At 65.1% G+C, this 25,953-nt stretch carries 24 protein-coding genes; 12 read left to right on the top strand and 12 right to left on the bottom strand.

Features of this window, described 5'->3' with window-relative positions; genetic code table 11:
* Positions 1-27: 27 nt before the first annotated feature.
* From boxB to AB4Y40_RS14045, 3 genes are all read right to left on the bottom strand, one after another.
* Positions 28-1,455 carry a benzoyl-CoA 2,3-epoxidase subunit BoxB gene (boxB, locus tag AB4Y40_RS14055; protein ID WP_368688201.1) on the bottom strand — a complete coding sequence of 476 codons (1,428 nt, stop codon included), beginning with the start codon at positions 1,453-1,455 and terminating at the stop codon, positions 28-30.
* A gap of 39 nt (positions 1,456-1,494) precedes the next feature.
* Positions 1,495-3,171, bottom strand: coding sequence for a 2,3-epoxybenzoyl-CoA dihydrolase (gene boxC, locus AB4Y40_RS14050; RefSeq protein ID WP_368688200.1), 1,677 nt, complete (start codon positions 3,169-3,171; stop codon positions 1,495-1,497).
* 126 nt (positions 3,172-3,297) lie between these two features.
* The gene (locus AB4Y40_RS14045; protein WP_368688199.1) at positions 3,298-4,254 is read right to left on the bottom strand and encodes a helix-turn-helix transcriptional regulator; all 957 of its coding nucleotides are present in this window, start codon (positions 4,252-4,254) and stop codon (positions 3,298-3,300) included.
* A 129-nt stretch (positions 4,255-4,383) separates the two neighbouring features.
* Here AB4Y40_RS14045 and AB4Y40_RS14040 point away from each other — a divergent pair, with 129 nt between their 5' ends.
* From AB4Y40_RS14040 to AB4Y40_RS14025, 4 genes are all read left to right on the top strand, one after another.
* Positions 4,384-5,997: a benzoate-CoA ligase family protein gene (locus AB4Y40_RS14040; protein ID WP_368688198.1), complete on the top strand. Its 1,614-nt coding sequence runs from the start codon at positions 4,384-4,386 to the stop codon at positions 5,995-5,997.
* A gap of 14 nt (positions 5,998-6,011) precedes the next feature.
* Positions 6,012-6,833, top strand: a complete 822-nt coding sequence (locus tag AB4Y40_RS14035; RefSeq protein WP_368688197.1) for an alpha/beta fold hydrolase — start codon at positions 6,012-6,014, stop codon at positions 6,831-6,833.
* A gap of 285 nt (positions 6,834-7,118) precedes the next feature.
* Entirely contained in the window at positions 7,119-8,480 is a 1,362-nt protein-coding gene (locus AB4Y40_RS14030; protein WP_368688196.1) for a sensor histidine kinase, read from the top strand.
* Complete coding sequence (locus AB4Y40_RS14025; protein ID WP_368688195.1) at positions 8,477-9,502, top strand: response regulator; 1,026 nt, start codon at positions 8,477-8,479, stop codon at positions 9,500-9,502. The genes AB4Y40_RS14030 and AB4Y40_RS14025 overlap by 4 nt, the downstream gene beginning before the upstream one ends.
* Before the next feature lie 60 nt (positions 9,503-9,562).
* On the opposite strand, the gene cqsA is transcribed toward AB4Y40_RS14025, so the two are convergent.
* A complete protein-coding gene (cqsA, locus tag AB4Y40_RS14020) occupies positions 9,563-10,864 on the bottom strand; it encodes an alpha-hydroxyketone-type quorum-sensing autoinducer synthase (RefSeq protein ID WP_342918666.1) in 1,302 nt (433 codons plus the stop codon).
* Positions 10,865-11,451: 587 nt separating this feature from the next.
* Positions 11,452-12,621, bottom strand: coding sequence for a GGDEF domain-containing protein (locus AB4Y40_RS14015; protein ID WP_368688194.1), 1,170 nt, complete (start codon positions 12,619-12,621; stop codon positions 11,452-11,454).
* A 290-nt stretch (positions 12,622-12,911) separates the two neighbouring features.
* On the opposite strand from AB4Y40_RS14015, the gene AB4Y40_RS14010 reads away from it, so the two are divergent.
* The 7 genes from AB4Y40_RS14010 (at position 12,912) to AB4Y40_RS13980 (ending at position 18,485) form a co-directional block, all read left to right on the top strand.
* Positions 12,912-13,214, top strand: coding sequence for a putative quinol monooxygenase (locus tag AB4Y40_RS14010; protein ID WP_368688193.1), 303 nt, complete (start codon positions 12,912-12,914; stop codon positions 13,212-13,214).
* 138 nt (positions 13,215-13,352) lie between these two features.
* Positions 13,353-13,655, top strand: a complete 303-nt coding sequence (locus AB4Y40_RS14005) for a DUF2795 domain-containing protein (protein ID WP_368688192.1) — start codon at positions 13,353-13,355, stop codon at positions 13,653-13,655.
* 167 nt (positions 13,656-13,822) lie between these two features.
* Complete coding sequence (locus AB4Y40_RS14000) at positions 13,823-14,173, top strand: response regulator (protein WP_342918663.1); 351 nt, start codon at positions 13,823-13,825, stop codon at positions 14,171-14,173.
* A 272-nt stretch (positions 14,174-14,445) separates the two neighbouring features.
* Positions 14,446-14,652: a hypothetical protein gene (locus AB4Y40_RS13995; protein ID WP_368688191.1), complete on the top strand. Its 207-nt coding sequence runs from the start codon at positions 14,446-14,448 to the stop codon at positions 14,650-14,652.
* Positions 14,653-14,787: 135 nt separating this feature from the next.
* The gene (locus AB4Y40_RS13990) at positions 14,788-15,309 is read left to right on the top strand and encodes a PRC-barrel domain-containing protein (RefSeq protein WP_368688190.1); all 522 of its coding nucleotides are present in this window, start codon (positions 14,788-14,790) and stop codon (positions 15,307-15,309) included.
* Positions 15,310-15,411: 102 nt separating this feature from the next.
* Positions 15,412-17,544 carry a phosphocholine-specific phospholipase C gene (locus AB4Y40_RS13985; RefSeq protein ID WP_368688189.1) on the top strand — a complete coding sequence of 711 codons (2,133 nt, stop codon included), beginning with the start codon at positions 15,412-15,414 and terminating at the stop codon, positions 17,542-17,544.
* A 146-nt stretch (positions 17,545-17,690) separates the two neighbouring features.
* Positions 17,691-18,485, top strand: a complete 795-nt coding sequence (locus tag AB4Y40_RS13980) for an SDR family NAD(P)-dependent oxidoreductase (RefSeq protein ID WP_368688188.1) — start codon at positions 17,691-17,693, stop codon at positions 18,483-18,485.
* 124 nt (positions 18,486-18,609) lie between these two features.
* Here the strand turns inward: AB4Y40_RS13980 and AB4Y40_RS13975 are convergent, their stop codons facing one another.
* From AB4Y40_RS13975 to AB4Y40_RS13965, 3 genes are all read right to left on the bottom strand, one after another.
* Positions 18,610-18,774, bottom strand: a complete 165-nt coding sequence (locus tag AB4Y40_RS13975) for a DUF1328 family protein (RefSeq protein ID WP_028210724.1) — start codon at positions 18,772-18,774, stop codon at positions 18,610-18,612.
* Between the two features lie 248 nt (positions 18,775-19,022).
* Positions 19,023-19,868: an alpha/beta hydrolase gene (locus tag AB4Y40_RS13970; protein ID WP_368688187.1), complete on the bottom strand. Its 846-nt coding sequence runs from the start codon at positions 19,866-19,868 to the stop codon at positions 19,023-19,025.
* 201 nt (positions 19,869-20,069) lie between these two features.
* Positions 20,070-20,396 (bottom strand): hypothetical protein, encoded by a 327-nt coding sequence (locus AB4Y40_RS13965; RefSeq protein ID WP_342918658.1) that lies wholly within the window; start codon positions 20,394-20,396, stop codon positions 20,070-20,072.
* Between the two features lie 80 nt (positions 20,397-20,476).
* Between AB4Y40_RS13965 and AB4Y40_RS13960 the strand changes: the two genes are divergently transcribed.
* Positions 20,477-21,172, top strand: coding sequence for an SOS response-associated peptidase (locus AB4Y40_RS13960; protein ID WP_368688186.1), 696 nt, complete (start codon positions 20,477-20,479; stop codon positions 21,170-21,172).
* Positions 21,173-21,233: 61 nt separating this feature from the next.
* Here AB4Y40_RS13960 and rhaS read toward each other — a convergent pair whose 3' ends face one another.
* From rhaS to AB4Y40_RS13940, 4 genes are all read right to left on the bottom strand, one after another.
* Positions 21,234-22,241: a rhamnose ABC transporter substrate-binding protein gene (gene rhaS / locus AB4Y40_RS13955; RefSeq protein WP_324156578.1), complete on the bottom strand. Its 1,008-nt coding sequence runs from the start codon at positions 22,239-22,241 to the stop codon at positions 21,234-21,236.
* A gap of 80 nt (positions 22,242-22,321) precedes the next feature.
* A complete protein-coding gene (locus AB4Y40_RS13950) occupies positions 22,322-23,341 on the bottom strand; it encodes an ABC transporter permease (protein ID WP_368688185.1) in 1,020 nt (339 codons plus the stop codon).
* Complete coding sequence (locus AB4Y40_RS13945) at positions 23,334-24,389, bottom strand: ABC transporter permease (RefSeq protein ID WP_368688184.1); 1,056 nt, start codon at positions 24,387-24,389, stop codon at positions 23,334-23,336. The genes AB4Y40_RS13950 and AB4Y40_RS13945 overlap by 8 nt, the downstream gene beginning before the upstream one ends.
* Complete coding sequence (locus tag AB4Y40_RS13940; RefSeq protein WP_368688183.1) at positions 24,386-25,927, bottom strand: sugar ABC transporter ATP-binding protein; 1,542 nt, start codon at positions 25,925-25,927, stop codon at positions 24,386-24,388. The genes AB4Y40_RS13945 and AB4Y40_RS13940 overlap by 4 nt, the downstream gene beginning before the upstream one ends.
* Positions 25,928-25,953 lie beyond the last annotated feature (26 nt).

The raw sequence follows: 25,953 nt of genomic DNA, 5'->3' as shown, positions 1-25,953 counted from the left end.
ACGCGTGGCTGCGCGCCGCCGCTCCCCTCAGTTAAAGCGCACGTATTCGAAATCGACGGGCTGCCGGTTGATGCCCATGGCCGGCGGCGCGATCCAGTTGGCGAACTTGCCTGGCTCGATTACGCGGCCCATGAGCGAGGCCACGTAGGCGCGGTCTTCCGCGGTGGGCAGCCATTTCGCTTGGTTCGCGGCCCATTCGGTCTCGCCGATCACGCGCCCGTCCGGCGACACGCGCACGCCCGCGAAGGTGCCGATCTGGCGGTTGAAGGCCTTGTGCGGCACGCTGAGGCGAACATCGATGCCAGCCTTTTCCAGCACCTTGTTCCAGCGGTTCACACCCGCAATCGAGTCCTTGATGTAGTCGTCGCGCAGCACTTCGTTCATCGCGTTGAGCATCGGCACTTCGCGCTCCACGAGCTTGCCGTCCTGCACATCGAGCAGGCGGTACTGCTGACCTTCGAGCTGGTGGTCGTCGTCGCGTTTGGTCTCTTCGTAGCGCCCCTTCAGACCCGAGCTGTAGAAGGTCGCGGCATTCGACGAGTGATCGGCGCCGAACAGGTCGATCGTCACCGAGTAGTGGAAATTCAGGTAACGCTGGATCGTTTCGAGGTCGATCACGCCCGCGGCGCGCAAACGGTTCACGTCGTCGGTCTTCAGCTCGTTCATGACCTGCGCGGTGCGTTGCACGACGCGCGAGATGCCCGACTCGCCGACGAACATGTGATGCGCCTCTTCGGTCAGCATGAATTTCGTCGTACGCGCGAGCGGGTCGAAGCCGGATTCGGACAGCGCCGAAAGCTGGAACTTGCCGTCGCGGTCGGTGAAGTACGTGAACATGAAGAACGCCAGCCAGTCGGGCGTCTTCTCGTTGAACGCGCCGAGAATGCGCGGGTTGTCGTCGTCGCCCGAGCGGCGCTCCAGTAATGCTTCGGCTTCCTCACGACCGTCGCGGCCGAAGTAGCGATGCAGCAGATACACCATCGCCCACAGGTGCCGGCCTTCCTCCACGTTCACCTGGAACAGGTTGCGCAGGTCGTACATGGAGGGCGCGGTGAGGCCGAGATGGCGCTGTTGCTCGACCGAGGCGGGCTCCGTGTCGCCCTGCGTGACGATGATGCGGCGCAGGTTCGCGCGGTGCTCGCCGGGCACGTCCTGCCACGCCGCCTCGCCCTTGTGCGCGCCGAAATGGATCTTTCGGTCCGCATCGCCCGGCGTGAGGAAGATGCCCCAGCGATAGTCAGGCATCTTCACGTGGTCGAAGTGCGCCCAGCCGCCCGCGTCGACGCTCACCGCCGTGCGCAGATACACGTCGTAGCCGTGCGAGCCGTCGGGACCCATGTCGCCCCACCACGAGAGAAAGTTCGGCTGCCACTGTTCGAGCGCGCGCTGCAGCGCGCGGTCGTCGGCGAGGTTGACGTTGTTCGGGATCTTTTCGCTGTAATTGATCGTGGACATTGCGGTTCCTTGTGGCAAACGCCTTGGCAGAGACGGCTATCAAACGCGGGCAACGTCGAACTGCGCCTTGCTGCCCTTGCCGTACACCTTGAGCGCGCCTTTCTCGCCCACGGCGTTGGGCCGGTTGAAGATCCAGTTCTGCCACGCGGAGAGCCGGCCGAAGATGCGCGTTTCCATGGTCTCGGGCCCGTTGAAGCGCAGATTCGCCTCCAGGCCCGTGAGCGCGTCGGGCGACATGACCGCGCGCTCTTCCAGCGCGAGGCGGATTTCGTCGGGCCAGTCGATGTCGTCGGGCGAGGCCGTCACGAGGCCCAGGCGCTCCGCCTCGACCGGCTTGACCGCTTCGCCAATCTTCGCGAGCACGGCATCGAGGGGTTCGGTTTCCTCATAGAAGCGCCGCGCGAGACGCGATTGATGCGTGACCATCGGGTAGAGGCCGAAGTTCGCTTCCGAGAGCGTGATGCCCGGTTCTTCGTCTTCGTTCGCGGGCAGCGCGGCCATGTACGTGCGGTCCGCGGCGAACGCGAGTTCGGCGAAGGTGCCGGCGAAGCACGAGCCCGGCTCGATCAGCGCGAACAGCGAACGCGAAGAGACATCGATGCGCGCCAGCGTGCGGCGCAGCATGCCGATGGTCTCGCGCACGAACCAGTGGTCGCGGTGCGCGAGCAGCGCGGCGTCGGCGGCGAGCACGGTGCGGGCGTCGCCTGCGGTCTTGAGAATCCACGTGCCGATGTCGAGCTCGTTGGTGCGCATGGAGAGAATCGCGTCGTCCAGCTCGCGCGCGAACTGCAGCGGCCACCACGATGCACCGGCGGCGACGATTGCTTCGATATCCGAAACAGGCGCCGCGGCGGGCGCTTTCGCCGTGAACGTCGCGGTGCGCTTCGCGCGTTCGATCGTGACATCGACGGTGGCATAGCTCAAGCCGCCGTCGTGCTCCACGCGTTCGATGCGCGGGAGCGCAATGCCCCGCGCGTCTGCAGGACGATCGCTCGCGGCGGCCAGCTCGAGCGCGCGCGCCTGCACCGCCTGGCCGAACTGGTTCGGCTTCACGACATCGTCCACGAGGCGCCAGGCCTTCGCGCGCTCGCCGCGAATGCCTTCCACCACGGTGCAGAAGATATCGGCGCGGTCGTGGCGCACACGGCGCTTGTCGGTGAGGCGCGTGAGGCCGCCCGTGCCCGGCAGCACGCCGAGCAGCGGCACTTCCGGCAGCGCCACCGACGACGACCGGTCGTCCACCAGCAGGATCTCGTCGCACGCGAGCGCGAGTTCGTAGCCGCCGCCGGCACACGCGCCGTTCACGGCCGCAATGAACTTCAGGCCCGAATGGCGCGACGAGTCTTCCATGCCGTTGCGCGTTTCGTTGGTGAACTTGCAGAAGTTGACCTTCCAGGCGTGAGTGGAGAGGCCGAGCATGAAGATGTTGGCGCCCGAGCAGAACACGCGGTCCTTCAGGCTGGTCAGCACGACCGTGCGCACTTCCGGATGCTCGAAGCGGATGCGCTGGAGGGCATCGTGCAGTTCGATATCGACGCCGAGGTCGTACGAGTTCAGCTTCAGCTTGTAGCCGTCGCGAATGCCGCCGTCCTCGGCGATGTCGATACCGAGCGTCGCCACCGGGCCGTTGAACGTGAGCTTCCAGTGCCGGTACTGCGAGGGATCGGTGCGGTAATCGACCCGCTGCGGGGCGACGGCGGTTTCGGCTGCGGCCATGAGCGTCTCCTGTCTACACATCGTTTCAATGAACGATAGTGCAATTGATTGCTCATGTAAAGCACATTAATGCATTTTAATGCATGAAAGGGGTAAACCCGCGATGCCCTAGTCCGCGCCCGCCCCTCACTCGATGCGGGGCGCCTCCGCGGCCAGCCGGGCGGCGAGCCGGTCGCGCAGTTGCAGATAGGCGTCGGCGAGCGTCTTTTCGCTGGTGTCGAAGGTCATGTCGGCGCGGCCATACAGTTCGCTGCGGCCGGCCAGGATGCGCTTGAGGTCGTCCATCGCCTCGCTGTTGCCCGAGTTGCCCGACATGGGCCGCAGGTCGCCCTGCGCCACGACGCGGCGCATGTGCTCTTCGGGCGAGGCCTGCAGCCAGACGGTGAAGCAATGCGCGAGCAGCACATTGAACGTGGCGGGCTCGGAAACGAGGCCGCCCGGCGAGGCGATCACGGCGCGCGGGTGCTCCGCGATCACGGCCTCGAGCGCCCGGTGCTCGTAGCGGCGATAAGCGCTCGCGCCATACAGCGAATGGATTTCCGAAGGGGGGCAGCCCGCCAGCTGTTCGATCACCCGCGTCAGCTCGACGAACGGCACCTTCAGCTCCTGCGCGAGCATGCGCCCGAGCGTGGACTTGCCCGCGCCGCGCAGGCCGATGAGCGCGATGCGCTCGTTGCGGTGCGGGTCGGCGCTCGTGTGCGAGAACATCTCGGCGAGCGCCATGCGCGCGCGCTGCAAGGCCGCCGGATCGCGCCCCTGCAGCAACTCGCGGATCAGCAGCCATTCCGCCGACGAGGTCGTGACATCGCCGATCACCTCGGCGAGCGGGCAGTTCAGCGTGGTCGCGATCTGCCGCAACACCAGCACGGAGGCATTGCCCACCCCGGACTCCAGATTCGCCAGATGCCGCTCCGAGAGCCCGGTTTCCGCCGCCAGCGTCTTGCGCGTCATGCCGCGCCGCGCGCGCAGCATGCGAACGCGCTCGCCCATGGCGGTCAGGAACGGATCGCGTTCGGTGCGCTCGCCGCGCGAGGCGTCGTCGGCGGCTTCCGCCGGCGGCTCGGCAATGTAAGTTTGCTTCATCTTAGGGAATCCCTGAACCCGTGTTTGTGTACTATAGTGCTTGACATGCATTTTGCTAACGGCTAATTTTCCGCGAAAAGGTTGATCGACGACAAATCCGATCGAATCAGACTGAGCGGAGACAACACCGTGCCCATCCCAGCAGCGTCGCAGGAACACGCCGCGGCCGCGCCGCCGCCCGCGCTATTCAACTTCGCCTCGCACCTGTTCTCGCTCAACGCCGCGCGCGCCGCGAAGACTGCTTATATCGACGACATGCTCGCGCTGAACTACGGCGAACTCGAAACGCAGGGCCGCCGCTTCGCGGCCGCCATGCGCGCGCTGGGCGTCCACACGGAAGAGCGCGTTCTGCTCGTGATGCTCGACACCGTCGAGCTGCCGATTGCGTTTCTCGGCGCGCTCTATGCGGGCATCGTGCCGGTGGTCGTCAACACGCTGCTCTCGCCGGCCGACTATGTGTATATGCTCACGCACAGCCGTGCGCGCGCGGCGATCGCCTCGGGCGCGGTGCTGCCCGCCGTGAGTGCCGCGCTGGCCGAGGCGCAATGTGAGGACTGCCAGTTAATCGTTTCGCAGCCTGCTTCTCTGGCTGCTTCACAGTCGCTCCCGCACGAACCCCAACACGTCCTCGCCGATCTGATCGCACGCGCCGAGCCCGCCCCGCGCGCCGCGCAAACGGGCTGTGACGACATCGCGTTCTGGCTCTACTCGTCGGGATCGACGGGCAAGCCCAAAGGCACGGTGCATACGCACGCCAATCTCTACTGGACCGTCGAGACTTACGCGAAGCCGATACTCGGCATACGCGAAGACGACATCGTATTTTCGGCAGCCAAGCTGTTCTTCGCTTATGGCCTCGGCAACGGCCTTTCGTTTCCGCTCTCGGTCGGCGCGACCACGATCCTGATGGCCGAACGCCCCACCGCCAGCGCCGTCTTCGCGCGCCTCGTGCAGCATCGGCCCACGGTGTTCTACGGCGTGCCCACGCTTTACGCGAGCATGATGGCCTCACCCAATCTCCCCGCACGCGCCGACGTCGCGCTGCGCGTGTGCACCTCCGCGGGCGAAGCGCTGCCGCGCGAACTGGGCGAGCGCTTCAGGGAGCACTTCGGCAGCGACATTCTCGACGGCCTCGGCTCCACGGAAATGCTGCACATCTTCCTCTCGAACCGGCCAGGCGCGGTCGAATACGGCACCACGGGCCGCCCCGTGCCGGGCTACGAAATCGAACTGCGCGACGAAACCGGCGCGCTCGTGGCCGACGGCGAGATCGGCGACCTCTTCATCCGCGGACCGAGCGCGGCCGTGATGTACTGGTGCAATCGCGAGAAGTCGCGCGCGACCTTCCTCGGCGACTGGGTGAGGAGCGGCGACAAGTACCGGCGCCTGCCAGGCGGCGCCTATGTCTATGCGGGCCGCAGCGACGACATGCTCAAGGTGAGCGGCCAGTATGTCTCGCCCATCGAAGTGGAGATGGTGCTCATGCAGCACGAAGCCGTGCTCGAAGCGGCCGTGATCGGCGTCGATCAGGGCGGGCTCGTGAAGACCTGCGCGTTCGTCGTCCTCAAGCAAACAGCCATGGAAACCGCGCACGACGCGTTGGCCGAGCAGTTGAAGGCATTCGTGAAAACGCGGCTCGCGCCGCACAAGTATCCGCGCGACATTCTGTTCGTCGACGATCTGCCCAAGACCGCGACCGGCAAGATCCAGCGTTTCCGGCTGCGTCAGCAGTTTCAGTCGTGACAGTGACAAACGCCATGAACGAAAGCGATTTCGCCGATCTGCCCGCCACGTCCACGCGCGATGCGCTGCGCATCGAATATCGCTGGATCGCCGCGGCCGCCAGCGACGCGCCGCTCGCTGTGTTCCTGCACGAGGGTCTCGGCTCGATCGCGATGTGGAGAGACTGGCCCGCCGCGCTTTGCGAGCGCCTCGGCATGCGCGGGCTCGTTTATTCGCGTCCGGGTTACGGTCGTTCCACACCACGCGCGCAAGGCGTGAAATGGCCGGTCGATTTCATGTCGGCGCAGGCGCGCGACGTGTTACCCGCGCTGCTCGACTCGCTTGGCGTGGGCGCGGCCGACCGCGCGCGCATGTGGTTGATCGGTCATAGCGACGGCGCCTCCATCGCCCTGCTCTACGCCGCCGCTTTCCCCGAAGCACTCGCGGGCGCGGTGGCGATTGCGCCGCACGTGTTCGTCGAAGACATTTCGGTCGATAGCATCGGCGAGGCGAAGGTTGCGTACGAAACGACCCGCTTGCGCGAAAAGCTCGCGCGCTATCACGACGATGTCGATTCCGCATTCTACGGCTGGAACGATATCTGGCTCGATCCCGCCTTCCGGTCCTGGAACATCGTCGGCGAGCTGGCGTCGATACGCGTGCCGCTGCTCGCGGTGCAGGCGCTCGACGACCACTACGGCACCATGGCGCAAGTCGAAGCGATCGGCGCGGCCGTGCCGCACGCGCGCGTCCACGCGCTCGCGCAGGGCGGCCATTCCCCGCATCGCGACGCGCCGCAGCCCCTGAACGACATCATCGAGCAATTCGTTTCCGCACCACGCAAGCCCACGGCCTGAACACACCCCAGCGCCCCCGCAAGACCCTCCAGCGCCCATCGAACGCCTCCAGACAGGGGCGAATCGATGCACCGCGCATAACATTCCCCCGTCAACGCGGCGCCGAAGCCCATCGCAGGCCGAACTAAGGGCCAAACCCGCCTCATCGCTGCAATCCTTTGGTGATATTGTCTTTCTTTGCGGGGTGGAGACGGGGTCCGCCCACGCGAACCCAACGGCAGAACGGGGCACCAAAAAAAGCGAGACGCAAGAAGACCGGCCGGATCACGCGCGCCGGCCAGAACGATGAGCGATTCCATCCTGATGAACGTTTCAAGAACCTCGGTGCGACTGAGGCGAGCCTGGGCGTCGATGCGTCCGCGCTTCGTGCGCGCCTTCGCGCCCGCGCTGCGCAACCTGCAATACGTGAAGCGCCGCATGCGCCCGCTCGCCGTGGTAGCGAGCGTGGGCTTCCCGCTTTACTACTACGTCTGGAAAGACCTCTTTCCTCAGCCGTATGAAAATCTCACGCTACGCCTGATCGGCTCGTTTCTGTTCATACCGATCCTGGCGTTCGAGCGCTGGCCCGCCGCGCTCAAAAAGCTGCTGCCGTGGTACTGGTACTTCTGCACTCTCTACGCACTGCCGTTCTTTTTCACGTTCATGCTGCTCAAGAACAACGGCAACGAAGTGTGGGTGGAAAGCGCGCTGATCGCGGCGTTCGTGATGGTGCTGCTGCTCGACTGGCTCATGCTCGTGCTGCAGTTCCTCGTGGGCATCAGCCTCGCGGTGGTCGCGTACTGCCTCACCACCTACCCCATCGTGCTCGGGCCGAACTACCTCACGCATCTGGCGATCTTTTCATTCGCGGTGGCGATCGGCGCGGTGGCCAATTACGATCAGGACCGCATTCAGATCGAACAGGAGCGCGCCATGCTGGCCACGGCGGGCAGCGTGGCGCACGAACTGCGCACGCCGCTCGTGGCGATCCGCGTGGGCGCCGCGGGCCTCATGCGCTATTTGCCCGCGCTGCTCGACACCTATCAACTCGCCCAGCGCAGCCGCTTGCCGGTGCCCAAGATACGCGTGGCGCATCTGCATTCCCTGCAAGGCGTGGTAGGCCGCATCGAACAGGAAGCACTGCATTCGAATGCGATCATCGACATGCTGCTCGCCACGGCGCGCTTCACGGGCGGCAACATGCAAAACGCAACGCTATGTTCGATCGTACATTGCGTGGAAACCGCGCTCGCGCGTTTTCCGTTTCGCGAAGGCGACCGGCGTCGGGTAATCTGCAATCTGCGCCCCGATTTCGAGTTCCACGGATCTGAAATGCTAACCGTTCACGTGCTCTTCAATCTGCTCAAAAATGCCTTCCGGCATATGGGCAGCATCGAAGGCGCGCAGATTTTGATTCGTCTTGAATCAGGGCAAAGGGCCAATCGATTGATTTTCAGCGATACGGGCACCGGTATTTCCCCTGAGGTATTGCCGCACATCTTCACGCGCTTTTATACTTCGACAACCGCCACCGATGACGTGACGCTCGGAGCAGGAATCGGGCTGGCATTCTGCCGCGATGTCATGCAAGCGATGGGTGGAGCAATCACCTGCTCTTCCGTAAAAGGCGAATACACCGAGTTCGTTTTGACATTCCCTGCGCCATGACGAAAGCCATTCAGCCGTTCTCCTATCCGACCACCGTCGCCTTCGTCGACGACAGCGCCGCGTTCCTTTCGAACCTGAGCCTGCAACTCGACCCCGACCTGGCCTTCCGCCTGTTCAGTTCGCCCTACGAGGCGCTGAAGTTCCTCAATGGCCGTACGCCTCACGACCGCGCGGCGGAGCCTATCTTCGGTCCCTATCTGGACCGCACGGAAGAAAACGATGCGCACCAGGTCATCGCCATGCGCGTCGATGCGATACGTAGTCTCGTACATAACGCTTCGCGCTTCGAGTCGGTTTCGGTCGTGGTGGTCGATTACGACATGCCCGAACTCAATGGCATGGAGTTTTGCCGCCGCATTACCGACCCGTCGATCAGGAAAATCGTGCTGACCGGCAAAGCCGATGAGCACGTGGCCGTAAAGAGCTTCAACGAAGGGCTGATCGACCGCTTCATCCGCAAGCATGAAGTCGATGCGGTGGAAACGCTGAACCGGGCGATCGACGATATGCAGCGTGCGTATTTCGACCGCTGCTGCAGAACGGTGCTCGACGCGCTCGCCGTTTCCGAATATGCCTTCCTCAAGGACCATGCGCTCGCCGCGCACGTGAAGGGCATTGCCGATTCATTGGGCATCGTCGAGCACTATCTCTCGTATCAACCGCACGGACTCCTGATGTTCGACGGTGTCGGCACCGCGTATCTGCTCGTCATTCACACCGACGAATCGCTGCGCGGCGTGCGCGAAATCGCCGTCGAACAAGGTGCGCCCACAGGCTTCCTCGCCGAGCTCGACAGCCGTCGCAGCCTGCCTTATTTCTGGCGCACGGAAGGCTATTACCCGTCACAGTGCGCGGAATGGCAGCCGTATATGCACCCCGCATCGGAGTTTCACGGCGACCGCCGCTATCTCTACGCCGTGGTGAAGAAGCCGGCGGGGCTCGCGCTCGACAACGTGCTGCCCTACGACCGGCATCTCGACCAGCTGGACCGCGAGATCCAGGCGGCGTGGGACTCGCCCTGATAGCCGGGCGCACCCCACGCTACCGCTGTCTCGCTCCACGCCGCCTCAATCGCGCACGGCTCAGGCCGCCACGGCCACCATCGGCATGTTCACCACGGCCTGCGGCAGACGCATGCGCGCACGGCCCGCGTTGCGTTCGTTGCGGCGCGTGGACGGCCAGTTCCACATCTGCACCTCGTCGCGAATCTCCGCGCACACTTCGACGAGCCGCTCCAGTTCTTCCTCGCACAGCGCCGCATTGAGCGAGAGCCGCACGAGCGAGCGGTTCTGCGCCGTGGCGGGCGCACAGAACACCGAACCGAAAATGCCGCGTGCCTCGAGCGCGTCGCGCAGCACGATCGTCTGCGGCTCCGGCCCGGCTTCGAGCGCGATGATCTGCGTTTCGCTGCCGTTCAGGTTGTAGCCAAGCTCGGCCAGCCGTGAGCGCACGTAACGCGCATTGGCCGCGACGCGCGCGCGCCGCCAGTCTTCGCGCTCGATCACGTCGAGCGTCGCCGCGAGACCCGCCGTTTCATGCGGCAGCAGCGTCGAGCTGAAAATGGCGGGCAGCGCCTCGCATTTGAAATACTCCTGAAAACGCCGCGAACAGCTGATGATGCCCGCGCGCCCGGCAAACGCCTTCGCGAGACTCGCGGTGCGGAAATGCACGCGGTCGATGAGCCCGAGCTCGGCCACCATGCCCGCACCGTGCGGGCCGTGCGTGCCGAGCGAATGCGACTCGTCGACGACCAGCACGCAGTCGTGCTCGGCGCACACTTCGGCGATCGCCGTGAGCGGCGCCACGCTGCCGTTCGTGCTGTACACCGAATCGACGATCACGATCCCGGCCCCGTAGCGCTGGATGCGCTGCTCGAGGTGATCAACATCGTTGTGGAAGAAACTAATCGCCCGCGCACCGGCGCTGCGGATGCCTTCCCACAGCGACATATGCGCCATCATGTCGACGTACACCGGCGTCTGCGCATTGGCGATCGACTGGATCAGCCCCGTATTCGCGGCAAAACCCGACTGGCACAGCACGCTCGCTTCGGCCCCCATGTATGACGCGAAGCGGTCTTCGAGCGCGAGCTGCGGGCAGTCGTCGCCGTGCAGGAACACACCGGACATCAGGAGCCCGTTGCCCTCCGAGCGGATACTCATGCACATTGCATCGAGAATCTCGGGGTGGCGTGCAATCGAGAGGTAGTCATTACTCGAAAGGTGCAAGGCATCCGCATCGGCAACACGTCCCTTCATGATGTGCCCCCCGGCCCAGCTTTCCTGCACGCGCTCGGTGTAGTAGCGATCGACACGTGCTGCGAGGAATGCGGGCAATGCCGCGTCGTTGTTATGTGCGTTACGCCAGTTGCTGCCAACTTTCATCTCAGGCTCCTTGTGGTTAAAGGCCGGCCCCGGAGGCGACTTGTCTGGTCAGGAAGGATTCCGAAAGGCAGGCCCGTAATGTGCCCGCAACGAAACGACACGCGCGATGAGGCCTGACGTGCGCATTCCGGCAGCGGACTTATGAATGTGGGTGATGCAATGACTGGCGAGCGCGTGAGTCGCGGCGCGCGGCGGGGAGTGGTCACGGCCGGCGGCGCCAGAGCGCGCTCGAGAGAAAACCAATGCGGGCGCGGGGCGCCGGGAGCAGGCGCCTTCGTATCCGCACGAATCCCGCTTCGCGTGATCGCCACTGGTTACAAGGGAAGAAACGCCCGCCCGAAAATTTTTGAGGCGCGCCACGCAGGCCACCTGGACATGCACGTCATGCAGCGAAGCGCCTTCACGCTGCACGCAACGTCAGTCGCGCCATTGATAATTATCGTTTAAAAACAGCGCTGTTAAGCGCCTCGCATTGCGCAACTATGCGTAGCGCATGGAGTTTCGACAAGGATTGCCCGTCGCACCGCGAAAGGGCGCGAGCGCTGATTCACCACGCATAGATTGCGTGGAGGAGACCGACGGAATCGTCAGATGGCCACGACGCGGTCGCGCCCGCGTGACTTGGCGACGTAGAGCGCGGCGTCGGCGCGCGCCATCAACGTGGCGAGCGAGTCTTGCGCCTGCAGTTCATCCACGCCGGCGCTGAACGTCAGGCCGTCGTGGGGCTCCTCGCCGGATTCGCGGACGTGAGCGTCGGCGCTGCGGCGCACGGAGAGCGTCAACACGCGCAATTCATCGAGGCGCGTCACGACATCGTCGCGGGTCATGCCCACGAAGAGCAGCGCGAATTCCTCGCCGCCGAGGCGGCCGAACAAGTCCTCCACGCGCACGCCGCCCTTCACGACGCGGCAGAACTGCGCGAGCACGCGGTCGCCTGTGGCGTGCCCGTAGCGGTCGTTGATCGACTTGAAGTGATCGATATCGACAATCGCGCACGCGACCCGCTGGCCCTTCTCGCGCGCGGCTTCGAGCGACGCGTTCGCCTGAGCGAGAAAGGCGCGGCGCGTGAGTGCGCCGGTCAGCTCGTCCTGGTTCGCGAGGCGTTCGAGCCGCTCGGCCATGCGATCGTGCGCGAGCAGGACCATGCCGATCGAAAGCGAAGGCAGCACGAGAATGCCGAGCGCGAGCCACGCGACGTTGAGCGGCGTGAAGTCGAGCAGCCCGTACTGCTTCACGAAGCCGCTGCCGTACATCACCCCGCGCAGCGCGTGCGCGAACGCGCCCAGCCACGCCGCGAGGGTCACGAACCGATAGCTGTACACGGGGCGCTCAGGCGGGCGGCAACGCAGCGAGAGCCAGCCGAGCGACGCGTAGATAGCCGCATGAAACGCGGAGACGACGGCCACGCGCGCGCCGAGACTGGGCGTGACCCAATACCACCACACAATACCCATTGCGAGCGCAACGGTTCCCGCGTAGGCGAGCGGCACACGCGGCTTGAGCCCGAAGAACTGACGGCAGCCCTCGAGCAGCCGCACGACGGCGAGCGCCAGCAAAGTGTTCGAAACGAACACGGTGAGGATGGGAAAACCAAGCCGTTGCAGGCCCGCGAGCAGGAGCGCCACGCTGGCCATCCAATAGGCGCCGATCCACCGCCCGACACCGGGAATACCCGCAGGCCGCAGCGAGCCGAGAATGGCGAGGCTCATGATGCTCGAAAGCACCGTGACGAGAAGGATATTGACCGGATCTAGCATGTACGGCGTGGTCTGAAGATATGCCTGAGTTTACGGCATCAATTTGAAAAACATTCGCCCTGGCCGCGTGTAGAAGGTTTATTCAAAACCGCATGGCTGGCCGGCCGAAGCGCGCCGGTGCCCCCGGCGTAGTCAGACAAAACCATGAAACCCCGGGCTCTATTTGGACTACGAATCGTAATTCTCACGCGGCAGGCGGGAAAAACCCGCCGCGCCCTCCCGGCGCTTGACGAACGCCCCGCAGGACCGCGACCATGCCTTTGACGCCACGACGTAACAGGAGCCATGTCATGACCCAGCATGCGTTGTACGTCGAGCTGCACGCGCAGCCCGGCAAGGAAGAGGAACTCGCGGCATTTCTCGCGGGCGCGAAGCCGCTGGTCGATGCGGAGCCCGGCACGCCGGCCTGGTTCGGCGTGCGCTTCGACGCCACGACGTTTGCGATCTTCGACGCATTCGACGACGAGGCCGGCCGCAGCGCGCATCTGAACGGCCAGGTGGCCGCGGCATTGATGGCGCGCGCAGGCGAACTGCTGGCCGCGCCGCCGCAGATCCGCCGCGCCGACGTGCTCGCCGACAAGCTTCCCGCCTGAACGGCCGCCCGATTGCCCGGGAGGACGCGCGCGGCCACGTCCTCTCCCAGCCTGTAACCACGGTGCACGGCGCGCACAGATAATGGGCGCCGGGAACGGCAACTGCGGGAGGCGTCGCGATCTTCGAAGGAGGAGCCGATGAAGCCTGCTTCCGCTTGCGAGGCCGCACGATCTGACACCCCTGACGAGGCGCGTTCGAACGCCGAGGCGCTGAGCGATCGCGTGCTGCACGCCCTCGAACGCGTCACCTGGCCCGCACACCCCGCCACGCTGATCGAAACCGCCGAGCGCAGCGGCGCGCCGCGCGACGTGACCGACGCCCTGCGCCGCTTGCCCGACGAGGCGTTCGGCAGCTTTGCCGAAGTCTCGGCACTCATCGTCGCGGCGCAACTGGGCGCGCGCGGCTCGACCGTACAACGCGGCGCGGCAACGCAAGGATGACGAACGAAACGGCAACGATGACGGGCGCGGAGCGCGATTGCGCGCGACGGGAACAGAAATTGCGGCCTGCGGGACGGCCGCCGGACACCCTCGGCCCGCCGCGACGCGATCGCGAAGAACAAAGGCCCAGCCGCCACGATCTGCCGGGCCGCTCACGCAAGAAACGTATGGCTACCGTACTACTAGTCGACGACGACACGAACGCGCTCGACGCGCTCAAGGAACTGGTCGGGCAGGAAGGTTATCGGGTCAGAACTGCCGCAGACGGTTCGGATGCCCTGCAAAGCGCGCTCGACGACCCTCCCGATGTCGTGATCTCCGACTGCATGATGCCGCGCATGGACGGTCTCTCTCTCATGCGCGAAATGAGGCGCAGCAGCAAGCTCGCGGGTGTGCCGCTCGTGCTCGTCTCCGCGCTCGTCACCCTGCCCCCCGACGCCGACGTCGTGGGCTTCCTGCGCAAGCCCTTCGCGGTTTCGCAGCTGCTCGACATCCTCCATCGGGTCGCCACGCCCTGACAGGCTCGAGCCACCTGCCTCCTGCGCCGCATGAACGATTTACATCCTCGTTGTAGCGACTGACGCGACACCGGGGCGCCCAACGCGGCGGTTCGCGGGCGTTTCCTTGATTCGGCATCCTGACCGGTTCTCGATCGATCGCCGCGCCTCGCGCGCCACGGCATGACCGATGCTGTGGAATCGGCTTGGCCGGTCCATTTCGAGGCCGGCACGGGATCGAACCCTAGCCGCATTGCGTCGTGATGCGATGCGCATAACCGAAGGAGGTCGAAATGAGCGAATACGCAGGCCGCTCGCACGACGAGCGTGTGGCGCAACGCAAGCGCGAGAAGAAAGGGGCGACGGAGCCGCCAGGCGGCGATATGGCCGTACACGGCACCGAGCCCGACGCCACCCGCAGCAGCGGCGAGCTCTCTGAGCAAGGCAAGGAAGTGTGGCGCAAAGGCGCCGGCCTGGACGGCGGCGGCAAGAGCCGCTGAATCTTCCTTCGAGCCACCACGACCGCCAGGGCGCATGGTTGCGCCCTCAACTTCCGCAATCTGCTGCATAACCGGCGCGCGCCGCGCGCGGGAGACCCCCGGCGTGCGTGTTTCATCGTGAACAAGGAGAACATCATGGCCTACTCGCAAACCCCGATCGGTTCAGCGTCGCCCAGCGGCGACGACGCACGCGACGGTGCACGTATCGTCGGCCGCGACCAGTCGGACACGCGTGGCCCCGGCCCCGACGTGATGGCGGCCAGTACGCTGGACGGGGACCGCGTGATGAGTTCGGACGGCGACGAAGTCGGCAAGGTCAAGGAGATCATGCTCGACGTGGAAAGCGGCCGCATCGCCTACATGGTGATGTCGAGCGGCGGCTTTCTCGGCATCGGCGACAAGCTGCTCGCGGTGCCGTGGAATGCCCTCACGCTCGACGCGGCACGCAAGTGCTTCGTGATTGCGCTCAACTCCGAGCGCGTAAAGAACGCACCGGGCTTCGACAAAGACGAATGGCCCTCGATGGCCGATCGCACCTGGGCCAGTTCCGTGCACCAGTACTACGGCCGGGAGCCGTACTGGAGCGACGACGCCGCGAGACTGTCGCTGGACGAGCCGGGGCGCGAGCCGCCGGAGGCCGGCGGCGTGAAGCTCTAAAGGGCGCGCACGCGCACCCGCAACCGTTCATCGAGCACCCGCGGCGGCGCCAACGTGTCATGCTAATGGTCGCGAGCACAACGACAACAACGCGAACCCACCATGACTTCGATGGACCGCCGTGATTTCCTTCGCGCCGCCGCCGCGGGCGCGACGCTCACCCTGGCTTCGCCCGCCATCCAGCGGGCCCTGGCCATTCCTGCCAACGACGCAACCGGAACGATTGAAGACGTGCAGCATATCGTCGTCTTCATGCAGGAGAACCGCGCGTTCGACCACTACTTCGGCACGCTGCCCGGGGTGCGCGGCTTCTCGGACCGCATCACGATTCCCCTGCCCGACGGCGCCAATGTATGGCAACAGAGCGACGGCACCCGCACGCTGCTGCCGTTCTACCTGGACAGCCGCAAGGGCAACGCGTTGCTCGCGGGCGGCGCGCACAACTGGGCCGACGCCCACGCGGCCTGGGACCACGGCCGCATGACGCATTGGCCCAAGTTCAAGGGCGATGCCTCGATGGGCTACTTTCAGGCCTCCGACCTGCCGTTTCATTTCGCGCTCGCCAACGCCTTCACGATCTGCGATGCCTACTATTGCTCGCTGCACGGCGGCACCAATGCGAACCGGCTTTTTCTGTTTACCGGCACCAACGGCCCCACGGCCTCCCCTTATGCCGTGGTCGACAACAACGGTTGGGACAACATCGGCGCGCCGTCCACGGGCCTGAAATGGACCACGTATCCGGAGCGCCTGCAGGCCGCAGGCGTGACGTGGAAGGTCTACGAAAACCAGCCCGATAACTACACCGACAATCCGCTCATCGGATTCGCGAGCTATCGCAAGGTGCTCGAGACGATCGAAGGCTCGCCCAACGTGCCGTGGACCGAGGCACTCGACGCACGCGAGCCGCTCTACAAGGGCGTCGGCAATACCATGCCCGATGGCGGCTTCCTGCAGGCGCTCGATGACGACATCGCGGCGAACCAGCTGCCCCAGGTGAGCTGGATCATCGCGCCGCAGGCCTATTCCGAACACCCTGCCGTTTCGACACCGGGCCAGGGCGCCTACTATCTCCAGAAGCTGCTCGAAGCGCTGACGCGCAACCCGGACGTCTGGAGCAAGACCGTGCTCTTCGTGAACTTCGACGAGAACGATTGCTTCTTCGATCACATGCCGCCGCCTTGCCCGCCCTCGCCCATCAAGGACGGCGAGTATGCAGGCAAATCCACGGCCAGTACGCGCCACGAATACTTCACCATGCCGAACCCGCCCGGCGACGGCAAGCCGGTCAAGCCAGACGGCTTGCCGTTCGGGCCCGGGCCGCGCGTGCCGATGATCGTCGTCTCGCCGTGGAGCACGGGCGGCTATGTGAACTCCGAAGTCTTCGATCACACGTCGGTGCTGCGCTTCATCGAGGCGCGCTTCGGCGTGCGCGAGCCGAATATCAGCCCGTGGCGGCGCGCGGTATTCGGCGATCTCACCTCGGCATTCAACTTCAGCACGCCGAACGAAAAGCCCGTGCAGGCGTTTTCCGCGCCCACGAAGGCCGACGCCGATGCGTTGAACAAGCAGCAGAACGCGCTCAAGCCCGTGCCCGTGCCGCAGCCCGACATGCAGACCCTGCCGCAGCAGGCGCGCAAGGCGCGGCCCTCGCGCGCGCTGCCGTACCGCCTCGACGTGGATGCGAGCGTCGATGGGCGACATCACAAGGTTCAACTGGAGTTCGGCAACGAAGGCAAAACCGGCGCCGTCTTTCACGTGTACGACACGCTTCATCTCGACAGGTCGCCGCGCCGCTACACCGTCGAAGCCGGCAAGACCCTGCGCGACACGTGGACGCCCAGCGCCGCCGACGACGGTGCATACCGGCTGTGGGTGCTTGGCCCGAACGGTTTCCATCGCGCCTTCGAGGGCAACGTGCGCGCGGCGGCGCATGGGCCCAATCCCGAAGTGCGCGTGCGCTACGACGCCGCGAGCAATGCGCTCGTGCTGAGCATCGCGAACCGCGCGAGCGCGGCGTCGAATGTGAGCCTGGCGGCCAATGCCTACCGCAGCGACGGCCCCTGGACCTACGCGTTGCGCGCCGGCGAGCAGGTTCAGTCGAACTGGGCGCTCGCGGATTCGGGCGGCTGGTACGACTTCACGCTGAGCGCGGAGAACGGCGTGCTAAGGCGCTTCGCGGGCCGGGTGGAAACCGGCAGGGACAGCGTGAGCGATCCGGCGATGGGTGCGTGAGACGCCTCAGAACGCATCCGGAGCGCCTGCGCAGTACACTGCCCGTTCCCTTCACAATGGCCGCGCGCGACGTTGCGTCCAGAACGTTCGACACACGTTCAATGGGCGTTCGCGAGCGTGGCCAGCCTTCTCCTCGAGGAGCCCGCATGAAAATCGATCTGACTGGAAAACTCGCGCTCGTCACCGGCTCGGCTGCGGGCATCGGCCTCGCCGCGGCCAAGGGCCTCGCGCTCGCGGGCGCCGACGTGATCGTCAGCAGCCGTCACACCGAAAACGTGCGCGAAGCCGAAGCGGCGCTGCGTACCGCTGCGCCCGGCGCGCGCGTGCAGGGTTTCGTCGGCGATCTTTCCAGTGCTCAAGGATGCGACGCGCTCGTGAAAGCGCATCCGCAGGCGGACATCCTCGTGAACAATCTCGGTGTGTTTCAGCAGCAGGACTTCTTCGAGATTCCCGATGCCGAGTGGCTGCGCTTCTTCGAAACGAACGTGATGTCGGGCGTACGGCTCTCGCGCGCCTATGCGAATGCCATGGTCGAGCGCGGCTGGGGGCGCATCGTGTTCATCTCGTCGGAATCGGGATTGAACATTCCCGCCGACATGATCCACTACGGCATGACGAAAACCGCGCAACTCGCGCTCGCACGCGGCCTCGCCAAGCGCCTTGCGGGCACGGGCGTCACGGTCAATTCGGTGCTGCCGGGCCCGACTCTCTCCGATGGCGTGACGCACATGCTCAAGGACGAAGTGGCCGCTTCGGGCAAAACCGTCGAGGAAGTCGCCGCGCAGTTCGTGCAGACACATCGCGCCTCTTCCATCATCCGGCGCGCGGCGAGCGTGGAGGAAGTGGCGAACATGATCGTCTACGCGTGCTCGAAAGAGGCGTCCGCAACCACGGGCGCGGCCTTGCGCGTGGACGGCGGCGTGGTCGATACGATCGCGTGATGCATCAGGCTGCCAGCGAGATGAGTTAATTCGTCATACGAAGTATCCGGACGCAGCTGTCGAATACAAAAACGCAGCCCGCACGAGCGGGCTGCGATTCAACTGCAACAAGGGGGTTCGTTGATCAGCCCCGTCTCACGACGCCAAGCACCAACGTGACGAGGAAGATCACGAGGAAGATGAAGAACAGGATCTTGGCGATCGATGCCGCACCCGCCGCGATGCCGCCAAAACCGAACACGGCCGCGATGATCGCGATGATAAAGAAAATGACAGCGTATTGAAGCATGACGTCCTCCTGCATCCGGTGCGAACCGGCTCAAGGGTGGTCGCCGCGCCCCGGCGCCGCGTGCGGTCGCCTGATGCCCGGCATCTGGTTGAGCAGGACGGATCGACGCGCCCGCCCCTGCAGGATCATCACAGCAAGCGCGGTGCCCGAGACCGGGCAGGGTTTCGCGGGAAATGGTGTGACGGAATGAGGTTGAAAAGACGTTGGCAAACACGCGCGCGCCGGAAAAGCGCGCGCTTCGTGATGCGTCACGCCACTTGCGGATGCCAGCCGGCGCGCTGGAACGCCGTGGCGAAGAAGAGCACCTGGTAGCGGATCGAGTTCGACCAGTAGGACCACGTATGGCCGCCTGGACGTTCTGCGTAATCGTGCGGCACGCCCAGTTCGACGAGCTTCTCGTGCAGCGTGCGGTTCGATTGCACGAAGAAGTCGCTCACGCCGCAGTCGATGGTCAGCGCGATATGGGCTCGTTCGAAGTCCTGTGCGCTATCCACGATCGCATTACTGTTCCAGAACGACGCGTGCCGCGCGGGATCGCCGAACACGTGATCGATACCGGGCTCGTCTTCGCAGTTGCGCGGATCGACCGCGCCGCTAATGCTGCCGGCCGCGCCGAAGGTCTCCTGCCGGTCCAGCGCGATGCGCAGCGCGCCGAAACCGCCCATGCTCAAACCCGTGATCGCGCGCGCCTCGCGCGTGGCGATCGTGCGGAAATGCATGTCGATATACGACACGACCTCGCTGCCCACATACGTTTCATAACGACTGCTGCGATCGAACGGGCTGTCGATATACCAGCTCTCGTGTCCGCCGTCCGGCATCACGAGCACAACGTGATAGCGGTCGGCGAGCTTGCCTATGCGGGTGTTCGAGGTCCAGTCGGCATAACTGCCGCCCGAACCGTGCAGCACATAGATCACCGGAAAGCGCGCGGCGTGGTTGCCGCGTGCGTAGTCGTCGGGCAAGACGACGGTCGCGTCGAACGAGCGCTCCATTGCGGCGCTGGGGATCGACACGACACGTGTCTGGTAGGCCCAGACGGGAGCACTGAGAAGCAGCGCCAGAACGAACCAGCATGCGCGGAGAATGGCCATGAGAAGTCGCTCTTGTGTTGACTGCCACGAAAGACAACTGCTTTCATGGACTCTAACAAGCGCCACTTACAGCCAAATTTCAGCGTGCCATACGAATGGTTGGCAAGCGTGTGCGAGCCCACATGATGGGAGATGAAACCCCGCACGCCGCATTTTCGAGAGAGCCCTCTATCTCTGAAGCTCCGCAGTGCAGGCCAACCCTCAATCGCCGTTGCGCCGCCGGCGCTTCAGCCGCCCTTCGGGCTCGCCCTCGTGCAGCAAACCCTTTTGACGCGCCGTGAGCGGATCGGTCAAACACGGCTCCGCGTCGAGTTCCTGCTCGAAACGCTCCCACATGCCCGCAGGCGTATTTGCCTTACCGACGCGCGTGCCGATCGTGAGCCGTATCTGGTTTGCCCGGCTGATGGTGGAGCGCAACCGGTGGATTTCCCATAGCAACCGCAATACGACGGGCAAGGGATGCCGGTCGTAGATTTCAGCCAGTTCCGCCGCCGTGAGCGGAGGGAAGTGACGATGATCCCGTCCCATTTTCCGCCCCAAAACACTGTATATTTATACAGCCTATCACATGTCAGAATGATTCTGAAGGACGGGACGGAGAGACGACCATGTGCACGAACTACGCCGCCGCACGCCGTGACTACCTCTTCAGGCACTACGGCGTCCTGCCGCCGGACGACCCGTGGCGCGACGAGATTTTCAAGGACTATGCCGCGCCGGTGATCCGCCGTGTTGGCCCAACCCCCCATGCGCCCGTGACGCCCGATGCACGCGAAGCCCTGCTCGCGACATTCGGCATGGTGCCGCGCAAACAGATTCCGCCCGGTGTGAAGGTGTTCGACACGATGAATGCGCGCGCCGAATCGGTGGGCGAGAAGCGCAGCTTCAGTGGCGCGTGGAAGAAGCTGCAGCTGTGCCTGATTCCCTGCGAGGCGATTTTTGAGCCGAGCTACGAGACCGGCAAGGCGGTGCGCTGGCGCATTGGTCTTGCCGATGGCGCGCCGTTTGCCATTGCCGGCTTATGGCGCGAGTGGGACGAAGGCGAGGCCGGCAAGGCGTACTCGTTCACGATGCTTACCGTCAATGCGAGCGATCATCCGCTCATGAAGCGTTTCCACAAGCCCGGGGACGAGAAACGTTCCGTGGTGATCGTGCCGCCTTCCGAGTATGAGAACTGGCTGGCGAGCCGTTCGATGGACGAGGCGAGGTCGTTTCTCAATCTCTATCCGGTGGAGGGAATGGCGGCCGAGCCTCAGCCCCTGCCCCCGCGCGCGAGCCCGAAGCCCGATTCGAACGGCCAATAACAAACGACCCGGCAAAGCCGGGTCGTTTGGCATTCCACATCGATAAAACCAGCAATGTGAATCAGAAGTTGAAGTTATCGATATTCGAAGCATCGAACGTCGTGGGCGGCCCGAGAATCACCTCACCGCTCTTGCCGATCGTACGCTTGCCGAGCTTGCCCGCCTCGAACGACTCGCCTTCCTTGCCCGTGATCGTGCCCGAAGCAAGATTGGCCGCCGCATACGCGGCGAGATAGCCGAGTGCACCCGGGTCCCAAAGCTGGAACGCCTTCACGGTGCCGTTCTTCACGAACGCGCGCATCTGGTTAGGCGTGCCGAGGCCCGTCACCGCCACCTTGCCCTTGCTCGGCGACGAAGAGATATAACGCGCCGCCGCCGCGATGCCGACCGAGGTGGGCGCAACGATTGCCTTCAGGTTCGGATACGCCTGCAGCAAGCCTTGCGTCTCGACGAAGGACTTCTGGTCGTCGTCGTTGCCGTAGGCGATCTTCACGAGCTTCATCTTCGAGTACTCGGGCTTCTTCAGCTCTTCCTGCATCCACTTGATCCAGGTATTCTGGTTCGTCGCGTTGGGCGTGGCCGAGAGAATCGCGAACTCGCCTTCGCCGCCCATCAGCTTCGAAACGAGCTGGATCTGGCCGCGGCCAATGCTCTCCGCGTTCGCCTGGTTCACGAAGATCTGCCGCCCTTCGGGCGCCGTGTCGGAGTCGAACGTAACGACCTTGATGCCTTGATCCATCGCGCGCTTCAAGTACGGCACGAGCGCATTCGCATCGTTGGCCGCGATGACGATCGCGTCCTGGTGCTGCGTGGTCAGCGTATTGATGTACGAAACCTGCGAGGACGCGCCCGCGTCCGAAGGTCCGACCGCCTTGCCCTCGCCCTTGAACTCCTTGATCGCGTCCAGACCGCCGTTATCGGCGATCACCTCGTAGGGGTTGTTGATCTGCTTGGGCACGAACGCGATCTTCAACCCCTCCTTGATGCCGGCCGCATGCGCCGCGACCCCGCCTCCCACTAGCATCGCGCACAGCAAGGCCGTGCACACGTGACGTACTGGCTTTCTCATGAATCGTCTCCTCGATGGGTACCGGACGCGTCCGGCTGATTGACTGCCTCTTGACTTCCTTGCCTTTCTTCACACCACGTTCACGCCGCCCGCGCCAGCGCGCGCCGGTCGCGCATCGTGCGCCAGCGCGCGGCGAGATTCGGGATCAGCACCGAAGCCAGCAGCAGCGCCCCGGTCACGATCGTGAGCGTTTCGCTCGACACGTCGACGAGCGTGAGCGCATTCTTCAGTACACCGACGATCAGGAGCGAGAGCAGCACGCCGTACATCGACCCGCGCCCCCCGAAAATGCTCACGCCGCCGAACAGCACCGCCGCGATCACCGAAAGCTCGAAGCCTTCGCCGTTGTCGCCGCGCGCGCTCGTGAAGCGCAACGTATAGACGATGCCCGCGAGCGCGCTCATGACGCCCGAGAGCACGAAGAGGCGCAGCTTGATCTTCGGCACGTCGATGCCCGAGAACGACGCGGCCGTGGTGTTCGCACCGATCGCGAAGAGGCTGCGGCCGAACGCCGTGGCCTGCAGCCATATCGTGAACACGATGGCGCACGCCGCGACGATCAGGAACGGCAACGGGATGAACGTGCTGCCCAGGTTGCTCATGCCAAATAGCGTATAACCCGGCGGGAAGTCGGCAATCGCCTGGTCGCCGAGCAACACGTAGGCCAGCCCGCGAAACAGCGCGAGCGTGCCGATCGTCACCGCGAGCGAAGGCAGATTGAGCTTCACGATCACGAGCCCGTTGAAGAGGCCCGCGAGGCCGCCTGCCACGAGCACGAGCGCCATGGCGGCCGGCATCGGCAAGCCCATGTGCCAGAGCACGCCGAGCAAGGCGCTCGAGGCGCCGAGCACCGAGGCCACCGAAAGATCGATCTCGGCGGCGACGATGATGAGCGTCATCGGCAAGGCCATGAGCGCGACTTCGGTGAGGTCCGCGAGCACGTTGCTGATGTTCGCGCTCGTGAGGAACACAGGCGAGAGCACGCGCCCCACCACCAGCGATGCAATGAAAATGACGACGAGCAGCGCCTCCCAGCTGAGCGGCAGGCCGGGCTTGCGCGTGAGCAGCGCGGCGTCGGGTTTCGGGGCGTTCCTAGCCATGGTCGCGTTTCCTCATCATGCGTTTTGCCACTGAGCGGGCGAGCAGCGTATCGGCGGCGATGGCGGCCACGATCAGCGCGCCCTGGATCGCCTGCTCCCAGAACGGCGAGACGTGCAGCACCACGAGCGCGATGCTGATCACGCCCAGCACGAGCGCGCCGAGCGTCGCGCCGAGTATCGTGCCCACGCCGCCCGTGATCGCCACGCTGCCGACCACGGCGGCCGCGACCACCTGCAACTCGATGCCCTTCGCGGTGCTCGCGTCCACAGTGCCGAAGCGGGCGAGCCACAGCGCGCCTGCCAGGCCCGCAATCGCGCCGCTGATCAAGAAGCCCGTCGCGACGCGCCGCTCCACGTTGATGCCGGCGAGGCGCGCCGCTTCCGGGTTCGAGCCGATCGCGTAGTACTCGCGGCCCGGCCGGAACTGCTTGAGATACACGGAGAGCGCGGCCAGCAGCACGATCGCGACGAGCGCCAGCACCGGAATGCCGAGCACCGAGCCGGTGGCGAGCCGCGAATACGCGTCGGGCAGGCTCGTGGCGTTGATCTGGCCGCCATGCACCCACGCGTAATCGGCGCCGCGGAAGATGTAGAGCGTGGAGAGCGTCGCGACGAGCGACGGCACGCGCCCCACCGCCACGAGCAGCGCGTTGATCGCGCCCGCCACGAGTCCGATGGCGAGCCCCGCGACCAGCGCCACGAGCACGGGCATGTGCGGGAACGCCACGTAGAGACTGCCCACGCCATAGGCGCTGATGCCGACCGTCGAACCGATCGAGAGATCGATATGGCGCATCAGGATCACGATCGTCATGCCCGCCGTGAGCAAGCTCACGATGGAGACGTTGAGCAGCACGTCGCGCAGATTCTGCAGGTTGAGGAATTGCGGCCGCGCGAGCGCCGTGCCGCCCACGATCAGCAGCAGCACCACGAAAAGCGTGGTCTCGCGGCTGCGCGCCAGCGCTTCGGCCCACGCACCCGCGTTGCGCCGCTGCGGGCGCGGCTCGCCGCCGTGCAGGGGATGAGGAGAAGTGGAATGGCGCATCATGCGGCGTGCCCCAGATGAATGTTGGTTTCGCCGAGCGCGGCGCTCATGATGCGCTCTTCGTTGGCGTCGGCACGTGCGATGTCGGCGGTGATACGGCCTTCGTGCATGACGAGCACGCGGTCGGCCATGCCGATCACTTCGGGCAGTTCGCTCGAGATCATCAGCACGGCCATGCCCTCTTTCACGAGTTCCGCGAGCGCGCCGTAGACTTCGGCCTTCGCGCCCACGTCGATGCCGCGCGTCGGTTCGTCGATGATGAGCACCTTCGGCCCGGTGGCGAGCCACTTGCCGAGCACCACCTTCTGCTGGTTGCCGCCCGAGAGCGTGCCCACGGGTGCGTTCAGATCGCTCGCCTTCAGGCGCAGGCGCTTGCCCCACTGCCCGGCCAGCTCCACTTCGCGCCCCGTGGAGATGAGGCCGAAGCGCACGAGCCGCCCGAGCACGGTGAGCGAGGCGTTGCGCGCAATGCTCAGTTCGAGCGCGAGACCTTGCTGACGCCGGTCCTCGGGTACGAGCGCGAGCCCGGCCTTCACGGCCGCAGCGGGCATGCCGGAGGCCAGCGGCTTGCCCGCGATCTGCACCTGCCCCGCGTCGCACGGATCGATGCCGAAGATCGCGCGCGCCACTTCGCTGCGCCCCGCGCCCACGAGCCCCGCGAGCGCGACGATCTCTCCCGCGCGCACGTCGAACGAAATGTCCTTGAAGACGCCGCGGCGCGTGAGGCCGCGCACGCGCAGCATCACTTCGCCCGGCTGCACGTCCGCCTTCGGGTAGAACGTGGCGAGGTCGCGTCCCACCATCTTCGCGACGATGTCCTGGGTCTTGAGCGTGGCCGTGGGCGCGTCGAACACCTTGGCGCCGTCGCGCATGATCGTCACGTGCTGGGTGAGCGCGAAGACTTCTTCGAGCCGGTGCGTGATGAAGAGAATCGCCACGCCACGGTCGCGCAGCGTGCGCGCGATCGTAAAGAGCCGCTCGACCTCGGGCAGCGAGAGGGCGGCCGTGGGCTCGTCCATGATGAGCACGTTCGCGTTGAGCGAAAGCGCCTTCGCAATTTCGATCACCTGCTGGTCCGCAATCGAAAGGCCGCGCACGAGCCGTTCGGGCTTCAGCTCGACGCCGAGCGACTGGAGCAGCGCCGCGACCTCGCGATGCATCGTGTCGTAGTCGATACGGCCCACGCGATCCACGGGCTGACGCCCCATGTAAATGTTCTCCGCAATCGACAGATCGAAGAACAGTGTGGGCTCCTGATAAATCACCGCGATACCGGCGTCGCGTGCCTGGGCGGGCGTCGCGAATGCGCGCTCCACGCCGTCGATGCGCATCTCGCCGCCGTCGGGCTGATACACCCCCGCGAGAATCTTCACGAGCGTCGACTTGCCCGCGCCGTTTTCGCCGAGCAGCGCATGGACCTCGCCGGGCATGAGCCTCAAGCTGCCGTCGATGAGCGCGCGCACGCGCCCGAACGCCTTGCTCGCGCTACGCAGTTCGAGCCGCGGAGTGTCATCGGCCCTGCTGTTTGCTTCTGCTTCCACGCCTGTCTCCCTGTCGTTGCGCGCAC

It is taken from the genome of Paraburkholderia sp. EG287B (assembly GCF_040965595.1).
Lineage (GTDB): Bacteria > Pseudomonadota > Gammaproteobacteria > Burkholderiales > Burkholderiaceae > Paraburkholderia.
The sequence above is the reverse complement of the archived record's forward strand: the minus strand, read 5'-3'. Positions and strand labels throughout refer to the sequence as shown.

What these genes read in the sequence shown, in the direction of transcription:
- AB4Y40_RS14000 (WP_342918663.1), top strand. Translation starts at nt 13,823, where the DNA reads ATGGCTACCGTACTACTAGTCGACGACGACACGAACGCGCTCGACGCG.
- AB4Y40_RS13975 (WP_028210724.1), bottom strand. Translation starts at nt 18,774, where the DNA reads ATGCTTCAATACGCTGTCATTTTCTTTATCATCGCGATCATCGCGGCC.
- AB4Y40_RS14045 (WP_368688199.1), bottom strand. Translation starts at nt 4,254, where the DNA reads ATGAAGCAAACTTACATTGCCGAGCCGCCGGCGGAAGCCGCCGACGAC.
- AB4Y40_RS14030 (WP_368688196.1), top strand. Translation starts at nt 7,119, where the DNA reads ATGAGCGATTCCATCCTGATGAACGTTTCAAGAACCTCGGTGCGACTG.
- boxC (WP_368688200.1), bottom strand. Translation starts at nt 3,171, where the DNA reads ATGGCCGCAGCCGAAACCGCCGTCGCCCCGCAGCGGGTCGATTACCGC.
- AB4Y40_RS13960 (WP_368688186.1), top strand. Translation starts at nt 20,477, where the DNA reads ATGTGCACGAACTACGCCGCCGCACGCCGTGACTACCTCTTCAGGCAC.
- AB4Y40_RS14025 (WP_368688195.1), top strand. Translation starts at nt 8,477, where the DNA reads ATGACGAAAGCCATTCAGCCGTTCTCCTATCCGACCACCGTCGCCTTC.
- AB4Y40_RS13950 (WP_368688185.1), bottom strand. Translation starts at nt 23,341, where the DNA reads ATGGCTAGGAACGCCCCGAAACCCGACGCCGCGCTGCTCACGCGCAAG.
- rhaS (WP_324156578.1), bottom strand. Translation starts at nt 22,241, where the DNA reads ATGAGAAAGCCAGTACGTCACGTGTGCACGGCCTTGCTGTGCGCGATG.
- AB4Y40_RS14005 (WP_368688192.1), top strand. Translation starts at nt 13,353, where the DNA reads ATGAAGCCTGCTTCCGCTTGCGAGGCCGCACGATCTGACACCCCTGAC.
- AB4Y40_RS13945 (WP_368688184.1), bottom strand. Translation starts at nt 24,389, where the DNA reads ATGATGCGCCATTCCACTTCTCCTCATCCCCTGCACGGCGGCGAGCCG.
- AB4Y40_RS13990 (WP_368688190.1), top strand. Translation starts at nt 14,788, where the DNA reads ATGGCCTACTCGCAAACCCCGATCGGTTCAGCGTCGCCCAGCGGCGAC.
- AB4Y40_RS14010 (WP_368688193.1), top strand. Translation starts at nt 12,912, where the DNA reads ATGACCCAGCATGCGTTGTACGTCGAGCTGCACGCGCAGCCCGGCAAG.
- cqsA (WP_342918666.1), bottom strand. Translation starts at nt 10,864, where the DNA reads ATGAAAGTTGGCAGCAACTGGCGTAACGCACATAACAACGACGCGGCA.
- AB4Y40_RS13970 (WP_368688187.1), bottom strand. Translation starts at nt 19,868, where the DNA reads ATGGCCATTCTCCGCGCATGCTGGTTCGTTCTGGCGCTGCTTCTCAGT.
- AB4Y40_RS13985 (WP_368688189.1), top strand. Translation starts at nt 15,412, where the DNA reads ATGACTTCGATGGACCGCCGTGATTTCCTTCGCGCCGCCGCCGCGGGC.
- AB4Y40_RS13965 (WP_342918658.1), bottom strand. Translation starts at nt 20,396, where the DNA reads ATGGGACGGGATCATCGTCACTTCCCTCCGCTCACGGCGGCGGAACTG.
- AB4Y40_RS14035 (WP_368688197.1), top strand. Translation starts at nt 6,012, where the DNA reads ATGAACGAAAGCGATTTCGCCGATCTGCCCGCCACGTCCACGCGCGAT.
- AB4Y40_RS13995 (WP_368688191.1), top strand. Translation starts at nt 14,446, where the DNA reads ATGAGCGAATACGCAGGCCGCTCGCACGACGAGCGTGTGGCGCAACGC.
- boxB (WP_368688201.1), bottom strand. Translation starts at nt 1,455, where the DNA reads ATGTCCACGATCAATTACAGCGAAAAGATCCCGAACAACGTCAACCTC.
- AB4Y40_RS13980 (WP_368688188.1), top strand. Translation starts at nt 17,691, where the DNA reads ATGAAAATCGATCTGACTGGAAAACTCGCGCTCGTCACCGGCTCGGCT.
- AB4Y40_RS14015 (WP_368688194.1), bottom strand. Translation starts at nt 12,621, where the DNA reads ATGCTAGATCCGGTCAATATCCTTCTCGTCACGGTGCTTTCGAGCATC.